The 14905-nt window shown below is 53.4% G+C and carries 9 protein-coding genes; all 9 read right to left on the bottom strand.

Annotated elements, in window-relative coordinates; translation table 11 throughout:
- Nucleotides 1–115: 115 nt before the first annotated feature.
- The 9 genes from C6I21_RS07910 to C6I21_RS07870 all read right to left on the bottom strand — a co-directional run bounded on the left by C6I21_RS07910 (nt 116) and on the right by C6I21_RS07870 (nt 14721).
- The gene (locus C6I21_RS07910) at nt 116–6289 is read right to left on the bottom strand and encodes a pullulanase (RefSeq protein ID WP_245411569.1); all 6174 of its coding nucleotides are present in this window, start codon (nt 6287–6289) and stop codon (nt 116–118) included.
- Between the two features lie 213 nt (nt 6290–6502).
- Nucleotides 6503–7216: a copper amine oxidase N-terminal domain-containing protein gene (locus C6I21_RS07905; protein ID WP_105958915.1), complete on the bottom strand. Its 714-nt coding sequence runs from the start codon at nt 7214–7216 to the stop codon at nt 6503–6505.
- Between the two features lie 33 nt (nt 7217–7249).
- Nucleotides 7250–7798 carry a hypothetical protein gene (locus C6I21_RS07900; protein ID WP_105958914.1) on the bottom strand — a complete coding sequence of 183 codons (549 nt, stop codon included), beginning with the start codon at nt 7796–7798 and terminating at the stop codon, nt 7250–7252.
- Nucleotides 7799–8111: 313 nt separating this feature from the next.
- Nucleotides 8112–8666 carry a JAB domain-containing protein gene (locus tag C6I21_RS07895; RefSeq protein WP_105958913.1) on the bottom strand — a complete coding sequence of 185 codons (555 nt, stop codon included), beginning with the start codon at nt 8664–8666 and terminating at the stop codon, nt 8112–8114.
- Between the two features lie 79 nt (nt 8667–8745).
- Nucleotides 8746–8991 carry a hemoblobin-interacting domain-containing protein gene (locus C6I21_RS07890; RefSeq protein WP_105958912.1) on the bottom strand — a complete coding sequence of 82 codons (246 nt, stop codon included), beginning with the start codon at nt 8989–8991 and terminating at the stop codon, nt 8746–8748.
- Between the two features lie 79 nt (nt 8992–9070).
- Nucleotides 9071–9322, bottom strand: a complete 252-nt coding sequence (locus tag C6I21_RS07885) for a hypothetical protein (protein ID WP_105958911.1) — start codon at nt 9320–9322, stop codon at nt 9071–9073.
- Between the two features lie 841 nt (nt 9323–10163).
- The gene (locus tag C6I21_RS07880; protein ID WP_142393234.1) at nt 10164–13055 is read right to left on the bottom strand and encodes a hypothetical protein; all 2892 of its coding nucleotides are present in this window, start codon (nt 13053–13055) and stop codon (nt 10164–10166) included.
- A gap of 59 nt (nt 13056–13114) precedes the next feature.
- Nucleotides 13115–13843 carry a hypothetical protein gene (locus C6I21_RS07875; RefSeq protein ID WP_105958909.1) on the bottom strand — a complete coding sequence of 243 codons (729 nt, stop codon included), beginning with the start codon at nt 13841–13843 and terminating at the stop codon, nt 13115–13117.
- Complete coding sequence (locus C6I21_RS07870) at nt 13840–14721, bottom strand: tyrosine-type recombinase/integrase (RefSeq protein WP_105958908.1); 882 nt, start codon at nt 14719–14721, stop codon at nt 13840–13842. The genes C6I21_RS07875 and C6I21_RS07870 overlap by 4 nt, the downstream gene beginning before the upstream one ends.
- Nucleotides 14722–14905 lie beyond the last annotated feature (184 nt).

Here is a 14905-nt window from a genome sequence, read left to right as displayed (position 1 = left end):
CTGGCACAAAACACCCGCTCCGTGGCACGAAATCCATCGTTCGTGGCACGATCCACTTCTCCCGCACAAAAAAACGAGACCCACGGCGCCGCTGGGCGTCGTGGGTCTCTGTGTTTTACCGATCCAAAAGATGATACAGCATCTGCGCGGCTTCGGCGCGGGTGGCCGGCTGCTTTGGATGGAAGCGGTTGTTGCCGCGTCCATTCACGAGTCCGGCTTCCTGCGCTTTGCCGATCTCTTCGCGGACCCAGTCGCTTAAGGCGTCTGCGTCTGCGAAGCTGCTTGCGCCGGCGGTGATCTCACCGTGCTCGTACTCGTAGGCACGGACGAGCATTGCGGCGAGTTCTTCCCGCTTCACCGGCCGCTGTGCGGCAAAGGCGCGCGGGCTGACACCGTTGACGATGCCTGCTTCGTACGCTGCAGCAATGCCGTCTACGTAATAGGCGTCGCCGGCAACGTCGCGGAATGGAACGTCCTCCGACGCTTCCAGATCGAGCGCGCGGCTGATCATGACTGCCATGTCTCCGCGGCGGATGTGGGAAGCCGGCTGGAACGTGCCGTCGCCGTTACCTTCAACTACACCCATGCCTGCAAGAGCCGTCACGGCTTCATAGAACCAGTCGCTTTCACTGACATCGCTGAATGCAGGTGCGTCTCCGCCGTCCGTGCTGCCGCCGGTCTTCACTACAACCGCCGTCAATGCATCTACAGTAATCGAATCCGCATCAAGCTCGACGCCGCTCACGTCACTTACCGGCTGTGCGCCTGCTTCGTCGCTGTCGGCGAGAATGTCGCCGTCAGTGAGGTCTTCACGCAGCGTGAGCGTGCGCTCGCTGCTGTCGGCGTTCACGAAGACGTGGTACTGTTCACCGGTATCCGGATCTTCCGCCGTGTAGGCGACGACGAGATCCTGTTCACCGATTTCCGGTGCGTCAATCATCGATACATTTTCATCGACATCGGCCATCGTCTCCTGCGTAAACGCGTCCGTCGAGCGGCGCAGTTCGATGAAGCCCTGCGTCATGTCCCGCGTCAGCGCGCTTACTGGATACGCATCGTCGTTTGTTGCCTTTTCCCAGTCAAACTTATTGATCGCATCTGTCGAATCATACGAATCGTGGATGAAATACGGATACTCAAACGGATCGCCGTTTTCATCGGTCAGGTATGTCGATTTGTACGGGGCATCGGCTTCGTCGACGGTCGTGATGTAGTCGTCATCGCGGAACTGCTTCGTGCGGCCGTATTCCTGGCCGGCGTGAATAAACGCGGTTCCCTGCGCGGTGAGGACCATCGCGTTGCCGAGACGGATGCGCTGGTGGATCTCTTCTTCATGGTCTTTCGGATCTTTCTGGATCGACTGCGCGATCACGTCGTGCAGCGTCAGGTTGTCGTGTGCGGCGATATACGGCACGACATCACCCGGGTCGCTTGCCGTAAAGTTGCCCGGCTCCGCTGTCAGGTTGTTGTAGATCCGCTCCACGTCACGCGCGCCGCCGGTAATAAAACGCGGCTCGCCTTCGCTCCCGAAGCCGGATTTCAGTTCGTTACGGAAGTCATCGGAGAACGAACCGACGCTTTCCGTGTCCTGCATCCACTGCTGGTCAGCAGGCTGTACGTCCGGGTAGTTCTCATCGCCGGCGTACGTAACCCAGCCTTCTCCGATCATGACGATATTCGGATTCGCTTCCTTCGCTGTGTCATACGCAATCTGGATCGACTCCGCATCATGGTCGCCCATCATATCAAAGCGGAATCCGTCCACCTTGTACTCCTCGACCCAGTGCATGATGGAGTCGATGAGCACTTTGCGCGCCATCTCATGCGTCGTACCGAGGCGCCCGCCGCCGAAGCTCACACGCGGCGTACCGTCTGCGTCCATGAAGTGGTAATAGTTCGGCTCGAGGTCTTCAAAAATGTTCACCCGCGCCGTATGGTTGTACACCACATCCAGCACAACCCCCATGTCGCGGTCGTGGATTTCCTGGATCAGGTTCTTAAACTCCTCGATCCGCTTCGCTGCATCATCCGGATCCTCCGAATACATGCCGGAAAGCGAAAAGTAGCTGTGCGGGTCATAGCCCCAGTTGTAGTTGTTGTCATTCGAATCGTAGTCCATGAGACGCTCCACGTTCTCCTCATCGGCGAAGTAATAGCTCATCACCGGCAGAAGCTGAACGTGCGTCACACCCATCTCCTCGATGTAGTCAAGCTTCTCTGCGAAAGCGGCGAACGTGCCGAACCGGCTTTCCAGCTCGTCTGCAATCGAAGGATCCGACGTGAAATCACGGACGTGCATTTCATAAATAATCGCATCTTCGCGCGTTTCAAAGCCGTCAATGTCCGCGTAGTCAAGCTCCGGTCCGATTTCTGCCGGGTCGACGATCGCTGCTTTTCCGACTTCATCACTTTCCGCTTCCTCACTGTTCCACGTCGCCATGGAAGCCGCATACGGATCCAGCGCTTCAACGGTTTCCCCGTCACGCTCAATCACATAGTGGTAGTAGTAGCCGCGCAGGTCACTGACACCGGTGTTGCCTTCATCCAGCGTCACTTCCCACACGCCGCGCTCACCCAGCTCCATCGAAACGTCGTCGGTGATCACATTGTCCTGATCATCCTTGTCGTAAAGCTTGATGCGCACATTGTCCGCACTCGGCGACCACAGCTTCAGCGTCGCGGCACCGTCCTCGTGCACGCTCACACCAAGATCCCCGTCGTAGCTGTACAGCTCATCTTTCAGTCTCCAGCCGGCATTTGCTTCCGCCGTACGGCCGTTAAACTCGATGAAAAACGGCGCTCTCTCCAGGTCAAAATTCCCCTGGATCGTTACCGTGCGCTCATCGTCGATGGATGCTCCGTCCACGGTAACCGCTTCTCCGTCCTTATCGGTCACCTGAAGCGATTCGGCGAGCGTATCGCCATCCAGTGAATCGGTACCGGAGAAACGAAGCTCGATTGTCTCTTCCGACAGCACCTCGGCGTTCTGCAGCCCGTCGGTTGTCGTATAGTACGGGTTGTCGTAGACGCGGTCTTCGCTGTCCTGCACGAAGTACTGCTGTCCGCCTTCAACGTTGTCGATCGTCATGTCGTCTGTCTGCTCTTCATCGGTGTTCACGAAGAGGAAGCCGACTTTCTGCGCGTCGTCTGCCAGTTCGACATCGACATACGCGCCGTAGCGGCCCGTGCCGTCAAAGGCCTGTCCGTTCGGCCACTCCGCCGACGGGGAAGCCACGTCGTCAAAAATCCAGGCGGACCAGTTGTCGTAGCTGTCATCCTCACGGTCGTAGTGGATGCGGATTTCGTTATCGGCCAGTCCTTCTGCCGGCTCCGCAAGGGAATAGGTGCCGTCCGGCTTAAGCCAGATTTCGTTCATTTCCTGGGAAATAATTTCGATATTGACGTCACCGGTAATGTTGTCGCCGCCGGTGTTGTTCACGAGCATGCTGAGCGATTCCGCATTTTCGGCAAGCTCGATGTCGTAGTACGGACCGAAGCTTGTCGTATTGTCCGTGCTGAAACGCTCTTCTCCCGGCCAGGAAGCATTTTCTTCTGCAGGTACGGCTGCGCCGTCCCAGTACCAGACGCCGAGATTTTCAATGTTCTGTCCTTCTTCTGCTGCGTAGTGGACGCGCAGGTGGTTTTCCGGAATATCGGAGACATCCGTGTTCTCATCCATATCCGCGCCGGTGAACGTGCCGTTTTCAATGGAAAGAAGCGCCGTGCCGCCATCTGCTGCGGCAGGTACCGGAACCGTCACACTGCCGTCCGCAGCTGTAAACGTGTCTCCGCTGTAGTGATCGGTGACAACAGCATCGCCGTCAACGGATAGCGTGACGTCTGCCGCGCTGCCGGTCGTGTTTAGTGCGACCGCCGCTGCATCGCCGTTATACGTGCGGGCGAAAGCGAGTGTTCCGTCCTCATCTGATCCGGCAAGCTGTGTGCGTTCACCGCGGGCAAACAGTTCCCGGTTGGCATTACGGAATTCGAGCAGCTTGTCATAGTGGGCAAGCGTGTCGTTTCCTTCGACGCCGTCCCAGTCCAGGTCATAGCGGTTGTCATACTGCGGCCAGTTGTTCGCGCCCGTCTGTCCGAGCTCTTCGCCGTAGTAGATCACCGGCTGGCCTTTCGCTGTCATCTGAAGCGATGCGCCGAGAAGAAGCGCTTCTTCGCCGTGGTTGTGCTTAAAGCCCGGCTCATCGTGGCTTCCGAGGAACTGCCCGAGCTGGGCGTTGCTTTCGATGAAGTCATTGCGCTCCTGCAGCTGTGATTCGGCTGACTCGACGTTGCCGTCCGCAAACGTCGACGCAATGTTTTTAAAGCCGAAGTCGAGCAGGGAATCCATCGTGCCGGTGTTCAGGTAGCCCATGTCATTGCCGGAGGCGGCACCCCATGACTCCCCGATCAGCTTAAAGTCCGGATCCTTCTTCGTCAGTTCGTTTTTAAAGTGCTGCCACGTGGCATCATCGACGTGCTTAACGGTATCCACGCGGTACGAAGAAATCGCGTTTCCGTTGTCCGTTGTCGACTTATCGAGCCAGGACGTCTGCCAGTCCACAAGCTGCTCGCTTACGTCCCAGCGCTCGGTTTCAAAGTCCGGCAGGCCGGAAAGTTCCATCTTTAAGTCTCCTGCACCGGACGATTCGCGGATCATGCCGTCAAAACGGTCCACGATCTCCTGATCCGGATAGCCCGGCGGTGCGATCTCTTCTGACAGCTGTTCCTCCGCCTTCACCCCATAGCCCGGGTGGTTTAAGACGACGTCGACCATGATCTTCATGTCGCGTGCAGCCGCCTCATCAATCAGCGTATGGAATTCTTCAAGCGTACCAAGGTGCGGGTTCAGCGTTTCAAAATCCGCTGCCCAGTAGCCGTGGTAGCCGAAATATGGATCGTTCTCCGGCGCCATCGCTTCGACGTCGTGTGCGACGTTTTCCACGATCGGCGTAATCCAGATCGTACTGATGCCGAGCTCATCGAGGTAGTCGAGGTTGTCGGTCACCCCTTTGAAATCTCCGCCCTGATAGGCACCGCGCGGGTTATCCGCTGCGAGTTCGTCATAGTTTAAGCCGTACGGGTCGTTGTTTGATGCATCCCCGTCAGCGAACCGGTCGGTGAGCATGAAATAGATGCTCTCCTCATCCCAGTCGATGTCATCATTCGTGTTTTCCGTGACGACCGCTTCTGCAGATCCCATGTAGACGCCGCCGGTTTCATCGACGACCTGCACAGGAATGTCATACGTGCCCGGTGCGGTGTCGTGCGTGGCGGAGATGGTTACTGCGCCTAAGTACGGGTCAATTTCCAGATTTTCGTTCCCGCCGAGTGCGCTCGTATCCGCGCTCATTTCGACGATGTCGAGCTCGGAGTTGTTCGTTACGTCAAGCTCCAATACGGCGTTCTGGTCATGATGGAATTCATTGGACACGGACCCTGCCACGGAGATATCTTCTTCCCCTTCTTTGTAGTCTAGTTCTTCTTCTGCGTCCTCCGCGACGTAATATGGGTTCGTGTACACCGTGTCATCCTCATGCTGCAGGAAAATCTGCTGGTGTGTATCGAAATCGGCGAAGCTCATGTCGCCGGACTGGGCTGCGCCGTCTTCGTCCACACGCTGATTTAAGAGAAACCCGATGCTTTCGGCGTTTTCAGCAAGATCCACGTCAATGTAGGCGCCGTATGGCCCGGTCTGTTCATCGGTAAACGGAATGCTGTCCATCGGCCAGTCCTCTGCAGGCTGGGCCACGTCGCCCCATCCCCAGAAGCCCCACGGCTCATACTGCTCGTCGTCTTTGGCAAAGTGGACGCGGAGCGTATCATCTGCAAGCGTCTCCGGCTCGTAGTAGTAGACATTTTCGTCTTCGTCGATCCACACTTCATCCACGTCGTCCGAAAGCATGTCCACCTGGAGGTCACCGGTGATCGCGTCACCTGCTTCATTGTTAAAGTTAAACTGAAGTGCTTCCGCTCCTTCTTCTACGGTAACGTCAAAATACAGGCCAAAATCGGTATCATTGCCTTCTTCGTAGCGGGTCTCTCCCGGCCATTCTCCGCCGGGTTCTCCATCCACCCCGGCCCAGTGCCAGATGCCGACTTCCTCTTTCGGTGTCTCCCCGGAGTCAAAGTGAATGCGCAGATCCCCGTCTGCGATTTCCTCCGCCTGGGTTGATACCTGGGCATCGTCGTTCTGCTCCTGCGCTGTGGCGGATGCAAAAGGCGTCAGTACGCTGAGTCCCATGACACCGGTCATCATCATTGCCGATCGTCTCGTAAACGCACGTTTCTTCAAGGCATTTCCTCCCTATGTAGTGTAGTTTCCTGTGCAATTTTGCACAGATTAGTGCAATCGGTGAAAACGTTTGCACAAAAGGTGAAAAGTAAAAGCGCTGCAGGGGGATTGACTTTCTTTCCGTGTGCAAACGCTTTCCATGTGTATAAGTGTAGCGCAAGTTATTTGATAATTCAAGAGATTGTTTGATGTTTGTGAGATAGTCCCGGGGCTTCAGCCGTAGTGACCCATTAATGCAATATATCTCATGTGATAAAAATCTGGATCTACACCGCGGGTATATAGATGAATCAAGGGTCCGTAGTACCATTCCCTGCCGATAATATATTCTGCGATTGTTCTCTCATTCCCTCCTCCATCTGGCACATTAACATAAATATGATAAAAGTTCCGCTCTGAGAGTGTTTCATAATAATAACGGTAATATCCCAAGCCTCCGGAGACTTCTTCCGCAACATGCAGAAGCTTTTCTTCAATGGTCAGCGGCGAACCGTAATAATCATCACTCCATAGTTCCACCCTAAACTCCGCTGCATTATAAGTGACGGAAACGTCATAGCTTTCCGCAACTAGACGAAGAGGCACCATCGTTCTGCCTTTAATCACCTGTGCACCCTGGTCCAGTGTTATTTGTCTTCCATTAATATAAGCTATACGCTCACCAATCGGGAGCTTGACCAGAACTCCATCTTTCACACTCGTCACTGTTTTTGTTTTCGGATCCCATGTCACTCCCGCACCAATCGATTCGAAAATACCGCGCATCGGCACCAGTGTTCTGCCATCTCGAAGCAGCGCCGGTTGATCATACTCCTGCAGCTCCTCATTGATCGTAACCCCAATATGTCTGTCTTCCGCCGAAGCAGCGGCAGCGAAGCCAAAAAGAACAAAACAGAGGACAAATAGCACAGCTGCGAATGTCTTCATATGCTTCCTCCCTACTTTAGATTTCGAGCAGACTTATATCTGATGCTCCAACTCATCCATCAATAGGTTCGCGTAAAAGGTACTATGTTCATTTACAGCCGAAACGATATAGCCGGGCGGATAGACGGAGAACGTCTTTAGAAGATTCCTGTTTTCTGGATCAAGGAGAAAGAATAGGAATGCCGTCTGCAGTGCATAAAGAAGTACAGCCTGGCTGTACGCAATTTCCGCAGCCGTTGTAGACTCGCTGAGCGTATCTTTTTTAAATTTCTCCTCATACGCCGATAGAGAGACGTCAAGATTGTCTTTCAGCTCCTGCAGGGCACGGTATATCTCATTTTGTACCTCCACACGATTAAGAGACTGTCTTCTAGCGAAACTCCGATGGATTACGGATTGAATGAGATAAAGCGATTCTTGAAGATAGGCGATGTTTCCGGCCAACAGGTGAACATATTCTTCCTGGCCGGAAACCTTTGTCCGCTTTACCAGAAGCTCCTGCTTCAGATCAATTTGAATAGCATTCTTATCCCAGCTTCGTGTCACATCTCTCAGAACACCGGAAATTTCTTTTTCCGCCATTGGGAAACCTCCCTTTCAATGTAAGCAGCAGTCTTTGCTTACTGAGCATTCCTTCCTCTTACCTATTGTTCGTTAAGTATATATAAGGCTGCTATACAAATTCTTGAAAAATAAAGGTATACGTAGTAATTGACCACTATGTACTGTGTTCCTTTTTGAAAAATATCTCCAGCATCTTTACGCTTATTGATCCTTTCACTTGCTGAATGCTGCCTTCATAAAAAACTCACGTCCCTTGATGAAGAAAGGTCGGGAGTGCAGGGAAGAAAGGTTGTTGCCAGACCAGGGTTTCCCCCAGCCTGAAAGCTTTTGGTTAGAAAGGTCGAGAGTTTACCCAAGGTACGGTCGGGAGTTTCTCTTTCCTACACGGATTCAAAACTCTCTCCCCGCCGTCGGAGGACTCCTTTTTCGTAGAGCGACGTACACATCTCTTCCCCAGGATCAGGTGATCCTGCAGTTTGATGCCGAGCACCTGGCACGCTTTCTCCAGCCGTTTTGTCACCCGGATGTCGTCCGCTGAAGGCGTTGCATCGTCCGAGGGATGGTAATGGCAGAGAAGCATTCCCTGCGCATTGTGCAGCACGGCGGTCTTTGCCACCTCCCGTGGGTGCAGCACGCTCTCCGTGAACGTCCCGATGTGCGCGGTCGTGAGGCTCGTCGGCTCCTGCTTCACATTCACGGTGAGCACCGCGAGGCACTCCCGGTCCGGCCGACCCAGGTAGCGGCGGAAGATCACCTCCGCGTCCGCCGGGGAACGGACCTTCCGGTCCGCGTAAAGAAGACTTCCTTCCCGGAGAAGCTGGATACGCTCCAGGCTGATGCGCTTGGCTGAAATGCTGGTTGTTTGGTTTTCGCGTTGGGTCGTCATGAGTCGTGCTCCTTTCCGTTCAAGTTGTAGAACGCAAAAAAGCACGCCTCCCTAAAAAGGAAGCGTGCCCATTTTTCATTTAGTACGTCACCGTGACCTCTTTGTCCGGGTAGCCGGTGGAGACGATCGTGTAGACGATAGTTGTTCCCACAGGGAACACGTAACCCAGCGTGATTTCCCCAGGCGTTCCTGCATCCCATCCACTCTCTGGAATCACCGTAGCGCCTGAGCGAACCTGAGTCACGTTCGTCCGCCACGCTTCCTCTTCCGGAAACAGCAGGATCGTTTCATCCTGGTTGTCGTCCACCGGGTCGTCATTAACCACGAACGCAAAACTGCTCTCTGATGGCCCTTCCCCATTCCTGCCTTATGCCATGCTGTGCCAAATGTAAAGACAGTCCGGCTTACGGACGGACAAAGCCCCAGGTTGTAGAAATGGTCGTGTTTTTCACATCGATCGTAAGAGGAGCGGCATCGTCTGTCGGTTCCTCAAACGGAGCCTCGGCATACACAACCACCCGGTACCGGCCGTCTCCTTCATCATGGACGGAGTTGACGTAGTACCCTGTCTCTTCATCCAGCACCGGATTCGTGAAGTCCGTCCTGGTTAACCCAAGAAAGGGCTCGTCTGCCATGTCCTCCACATCCATCCGCACCTGGAAACCTCCGTCTCCACCATCAAAAACGAGGAGGACGTCCTCTACAAAGCTGGTTCCGGCTCCTACCGCCGGTTCTTCCGGGGTGTCCCCATTCCTGCCTTATGCCACGACATGGTTTTCGGTCAGGCCTTCACCGTGCAGGCGGCTTTCACCGCACACGGCGATCCGTCAGCGATTCTCTGAACCCCGCACGGGGAGAAACGTGCCCTCTCTCCCCCACTTCGTCCAAAGCAGTCACAGACTGGGCCCCTTTGCTCCACACGTTTTCCCCTCTGCCTCTGTTGCCAAAGGCATGCCAACGGCGTGCATCCTCGCTACTACGGGCCCGCAGCCATCCTCTTTCCCTCCTCGCCCCTGCACGAGCTCCGAAAAGAGAACTTCAAACGTTCCAAGCTGTCTATCCCTTCGTTGAACGACCGTAGGTTTCCACTCTCCAGCAAAGAGAACGACCCGTTTAACAGTCAATTGTCCGGATCGCTGCGCGGGGATCGCACCCCGGCAGGAGGACGGCTAACGCCTGGTTCATTCGAACCGCCCTCTACCTCTTCCTGCTTCGTCATGGATTCGTCTTCCTAACCGTAGCCGTCTTTAAGGAGCCCCGCCCTGCTCATGCAGGACGACTTCACCTGACTTCGCCCCGACCCTGTTGCAGCAAGGTCCTGGACGCAGGAGGATCAGGCACCCGGCCGGCGACTGTTGACCGGAATTCTGTATTTCACAGAATAATTCGACACCTTGGTTCAAAGAAAACCCCTGCAGGCAGAGCGCCTACAGGGGAATCTTCGGCTCGTTTCCGTTCAGAAGCGAACGTTATCGAGCAACGTTTCGTTTGTTGCTATTAAGGAGTTGTGATAGTCCAAGTGTCTGTTCCATCAAATTCAGCTGTGTAAGACCCAGTGTTGCCGTTAGTGTCTTCAGCAGTAAATTCGAAAGAGTCAGTATCAGTATCAGCACCGTCAATAGTAAATGTAACTACATTTGAGGCAGTAGAAACATTTGTTACGTCCACTCCAGTTTCAGTACCAACATTTACATTTGCCACATCTTCAGCGAAATCGGCTACAATTTCTGTAGCAGAGGAGGATGTAACTGAAGGATCGTTGAGAGCAGTGTCAATTTCCACTGTTACATTCTCATCATCTGTTTCGCCTGAGATGTTTGTAGCAATTGCTTCAATGAAGACATCTCCATCTGCAAATCCAGAAAGATCAACTGTCTCACTCCACTCTTCATCTGAGTTGGAGGTTGTAGTGAAAGTGATATCTGCATCACCAGAGTTATCAGTTTGACCTTCATAAATTGATACAGCAACAGTAGATCCGCTCTCGACTTCGCCTGCGATATCAACTGAGTCAACTTCTTCAGCGTTAATTACCTCTGAATCTGCTAGAGAGGTGAACGATAGAGAAGTATCTAAAGTGCCATCATCTACACCAGAAACATCATCATCAGCAAGTAGGTTTCTTACTGAAGTAAGGTTATCAAATACATAACGACCAAGGTCTTCGTCGAATTCTGCATCAATGTCGTCATCATCAATAGCATCTTCTGTGAATACAACATCACGGAAGTTTTCAGCCAGCTCAAGCTGAGTAGAACCTTCGAGCTGATCGAATCCTTGAACGGCTTCACGAAGAGCATCACGTGTCTGCACGATGCTGGAAGCATTGTTAACTCCATCCAGACGCTCATTGTAAGCTGTGATAGCTTCAGTAAGAGCAGCACGGATATCTTCTTCTGAAGTGAAGTCTTCATCATTCAGTTCATCAAAGATGCGGGTGACGTCCGAACGACCTGTAGTTCCAAGGTTGAAGTAGTCCTCATCTTCAAGCTCCAGGAATGCACTATCTAGGTTCGTTGTTGTGTTGACACGATTCACGAGGCGCGCTTCGTCACGAGCGGCACGAACATCTTCAATGGAAGAGAACGTAGTCCCTGCAAAGAGGTTAGCGAAAACATCTCCATCGTCAAATGCATCATCTGTATCTACACCAAGAGCTGTGAGAGCTGCTTCCAGATCTTCATCGTCGTCCACTTCACCATCTTCGATGATGTCATTCAGCGTATCAAGAGCATCATCGATGAACTCTTCATTCGCCTCATCAAGGAAGGACTGTACGTCCGCAAGAGTAGCAAAGCTTTCATCTTCGAAGAGGTCACCGAATTCTTCTGCATCGCGGTCGCCAATCTCGAGACCTTCGATTTCTGCATCTTCAAGTGCAGCTACCAGAGCATCATCATCTGCGTCAGCGATCGCATCATTGATTGCTGCAACATCTTCGAGACCTGCAAGTACTTCTTCCAGCTCATCGATGTCATCTTCGTCAGAAAGGAAGAAGTCGATGAAACCTTGCGCACGAGTGATGCTGTCGTTAGATGGCGCTTCAACCGCATCCGCTACTGCGTCTGCTACTACACCTTCTTGAACAGCTGTGAGTACGGCTTGTACTTCTTCTACGGACTCAGGCTGTGCTTCCTGGATCGCATCGAAGTAAAGCTGAAGCAGCTCACTGTAGTCGATGTCTACGTCGTCGAAGTCCACATCGTCGTCATCTTCGTCGAAGAAGTTTACGCCGAGTGCTTGAAGCGCTTCTACAAAGTCTTCCACAGAAGTTGTTGTGTTAAGAGTCTCGATGTTCTCAAGAACAGTTTCTTCAAACTCAGCGTTCGCACGGTCGATCGCGTTCTGGATGCGGTCTGCTGTGTTTGTGAAGCTGCCGTCGATCTCTTCAAGGTACGCACCGATGAAGTCTGGGTTCACGTTCTGCAGGTTCAGTACTGGAGCCTGGAGAGCTGCGAGCAGGTCTTCGTCGTTATCCGCTGCGTTAACAGCGTCTACTGCTGCTTGAAGAGCATCTTCAGTGAAGTCGTACTCAAGAACTGTATCTTCGTCGTTGAAGTTCACAGTTACGTCGCCCTCTGTACCATCAAGGTCAGGGTGTACGAACGTGTAGACTGTTCCTTCTTCGTTAGAAGTCACTTCTACTTCGTCGGAAGTCAGTGTGAACTCGTCTTCGCCTTCGATGTCGACTGTTACTTCGAAGTCTTCTTCGTCCAGGCCAGTGATGCCGCCGTCAAATTCAACGTTGAAAGAAGAAGTTGTTACGAAGTACGCGTCGTCGATCGCTGCATCTTCGAAGAGGTCCGCAATAGCTGCTTCAAGTGCTTCGAGATCGTCAAGGCCATCGATTTCAGCATCTTCGTCTACTTCAAGGATCGCGTCAACGAGAGCGCGTGCAGCCATGATGCTTGCGCGGTCACGGAGCGTTACGTCGTCGAGGTCAACGAGCTCGGAGATAGCCAGTTCAGCCGCTGCGATGTCTTCGGAAAGATCAGCTTCAGCTTCGATCGTGAACGGCTCGCTTGTGTTGGAAGCACCGTCTGCTTCAACAGTTGCCGTGTGCGTTCCTGGAGGCAGTGTGAACGTAGCGGAAACCATTCCGTCTTCGTCTACATCGACTTCTTCCGTAAGCATTGCTTCCAGCTCTTCAGCTGTGATGTCGAGCTCTTCAAGAAGCGCGTCAACGTCGAGGTCCTCGTCCGGGTTGATGGTGATTGTAGCGGAATCCGCCTGCTCAACCATCGCTGTTACTGTAGCGTTAGGACCGTCAACAGTTACATAAGATTTTCCATCTATTCCCATTTGTTCTGTAGCTTCTCTAAACCCTTGGGCCTCAAGGGATTCAGCGATTTCTGTTGCGGCTTTAGGAGGATTCCATTTAAAAATCATTTAAAACTTTTGCATTTTAAAGGCACACTGGAGACAGACAATAAAAAGGCAGGCTGGAGTCACCTGGATGATTCCTGCAACACCCGTTCGACAGTGGTCGCGTAGCCGTGGCGCTGGAGGTACTCCAAAATTGCTCCTTCAACCACCAGCCGCTGCGTCACATTGTGCTCGGTGCAGAAGTCGTGCAGGAGACGCTGCAGGCTCCTCACCAACTGGAACGTTTTCGTGGAGGCCTCTCCAGGAAGCCCATACATCGGTAGTTCTTTTGACATCCGCTGACCAAGCAACTGGCGGATTTCCTGCTCGTGGTCCTGCAGAAACGTAAGGAAATCAGGGGAGATGCCGGGAGGAATCCCCGACATCCTCTCTCGCTGTGCCTCCTGCTCTTCCGGGGGCGGACGTTCCAGAAACTGCCCTTCATCTTTCACGTACGTTTTCTCATCTGGGTTCCAGACAAAGCCCTGATGCCTCAGGTACGAGGCCATTTCATGGGCATCCCGAAATCGCAGACGCTGAGCAATGGAGGGTAAATCCGGCTCCGCTTCGGTAGCTAACAAACGCAGCACCTGCCCGGCCCGGGTCATGGTTTCTTCGGGAGGTTCCTCCGGCAGCCGTTCTTCTTCCGGCACGTAGGCATGCTGCTGCCGATCCCAGAGCAGGCCCCGGCGACGCATGAACATTTCCAGGCTTCGATGATTCTTGTAGCCGAGGTTTTGAGCGGTCTCCTCGCGGCTGAGTCCCTGTTGAAGCATCTGATGAATCTGGTCGACTTTGTCCTGATCTTTCATGAAGCATCACCGCCCCACCCTTTGTTCAGCACATCTTCCAGCGTTTCCATGTCGGCATGCAGATAGATCGAGGTGGTCTGCACATTGGTATGGCCAAGCAGTTTCTGCACATGGACAAGATTAGCTTCTCCCTGATGGAGCAGCCGGGTGGCAAACGCGTGCCGCAGGGAGTGGGCCGAGTAGTGCTGTTTCCAGCCGAGATCGGCTGCTGCCTGATGCATCTTCTCATTCACAAAGGAGGCGGCGACCCGGCCGGCACGCTTGGTAGAAAACAGGTAGGGGGAAACAGGGGCCTCCCGCCGCGGAAGGTAGGACTGGAGCATCGAATGAAGTTCGGCACTCATTGGAATTGTCCTGGCCTTGCCTCCTTTTCCGCACCGAACGTAAAGACGCCTGCGTTCCATGTCCAGGTCTTCCACTTTCAGGTCCCGGGCTTCACTGATCCGGAGGCCCGTAAGGTAAAGTAGTTCCACCAGAGGGCGCACGATAGGATGATGAATGGCTTGAATGAGTTTTTCGGCGTCCGCCGGCCCCGGGTAGGCTCTTTCTTTGGAGGGAATAGAAAACGTCAGCATCCGGACCGATGGATCTTTCGGCACCAGCTCTTCTCGAAGACAGAATTGAAAAAATGAACGGAGAACGGTGATGTGCCGATTCAGCGAGGCTGGCTTGTAATGACGATGGTCCTCCAGGTGCGTAAGGTACGCCTGAAGATCTTCTTCTCTGACGTCCTCCAGCTCAACCTCCATGTTGGCCCGGATGCAGACAAACCGATGGAACATGGCTAAATCCCGTTCGTAACCCTCCTGCGTCACGGGACTGCGCTTGCGTTTCTTCAAGTGTTCCAGGAACTGCACTTTTGCCTGATCTAACTTCATGGGATTCCTCCTTTTTTGAACTCGAATTCATAATATAGCTCTGAATTTCATCTTTTTACGAAGAGCGACGAGGGATAGAGGGTTCAAAAACCTAGTCCTCCTGCCTTGTAGCGTGTTGCCCCCCCCCCCCCTTCTCTCTGCCCGTACGCTGCTTCGTGGTTCTTTATTGTGGGAACAGGCGGTT

The sequence above is a fragment of the Alkalicoccus urumqiensis genome, from assembly GCF_002993335.1.
Lineage (GTDB): Bacteria > Bacillota > Bacilli > Bacillales > Salisediminibacteriaceae > Alkalicoccus > Alkalicoccus urumqiensis.
This window is presented reverse-complemented; position numbering and strand designations above follow the sequence as displayed.

Bases quoted from the DNA above. Each gene is read 5' to 3' on its own strand.
- C6I21_RS07905 (WP_105958915.1), bottom strand. From the start codon at position 7,216: ATGAAGACATTCGCAGCTGTGCTATTTGTCCTCTGTTTTGTTCTTTTT.
- C6I21_RS07900 (WP_105958914.1), bottom strand. From the start codon at position 7,798: ATGGCGGAAAAAGAAATTTCCGGTGTTCTGAGAGATGTGACACGAAGC.
- C6I21_RS07895 (WP_105958913.1), bottom strand. From the start codon at position 8,666: ATGACGACCCAACGCGAAAACCAAACAACCAGCATTTCAGCCAAGCGC.
- C6I21_RS07880 (WP_142393234.1), bottom strand. From the start codon at position 13,055: ATGATTTTTAAATGGAATCCTCCTAAAGCCGCAACAGAAATCGCTGAA.
- C6I21_RS07875 (WP_105958909.1), bottom strand. From the start codon at position 13,843: ATGAAAGATCAGGACAAAGTCGACCAGATTCATCAGATGCTTCAACAG.
- C6I21_RS07870 (WP_105958908.1), bottom strand. From the start codon at position 14,721: ATGAAGTTAGATCAGGCAAAAGTGCAGTTCCTGGAACACTTGAAGAAA.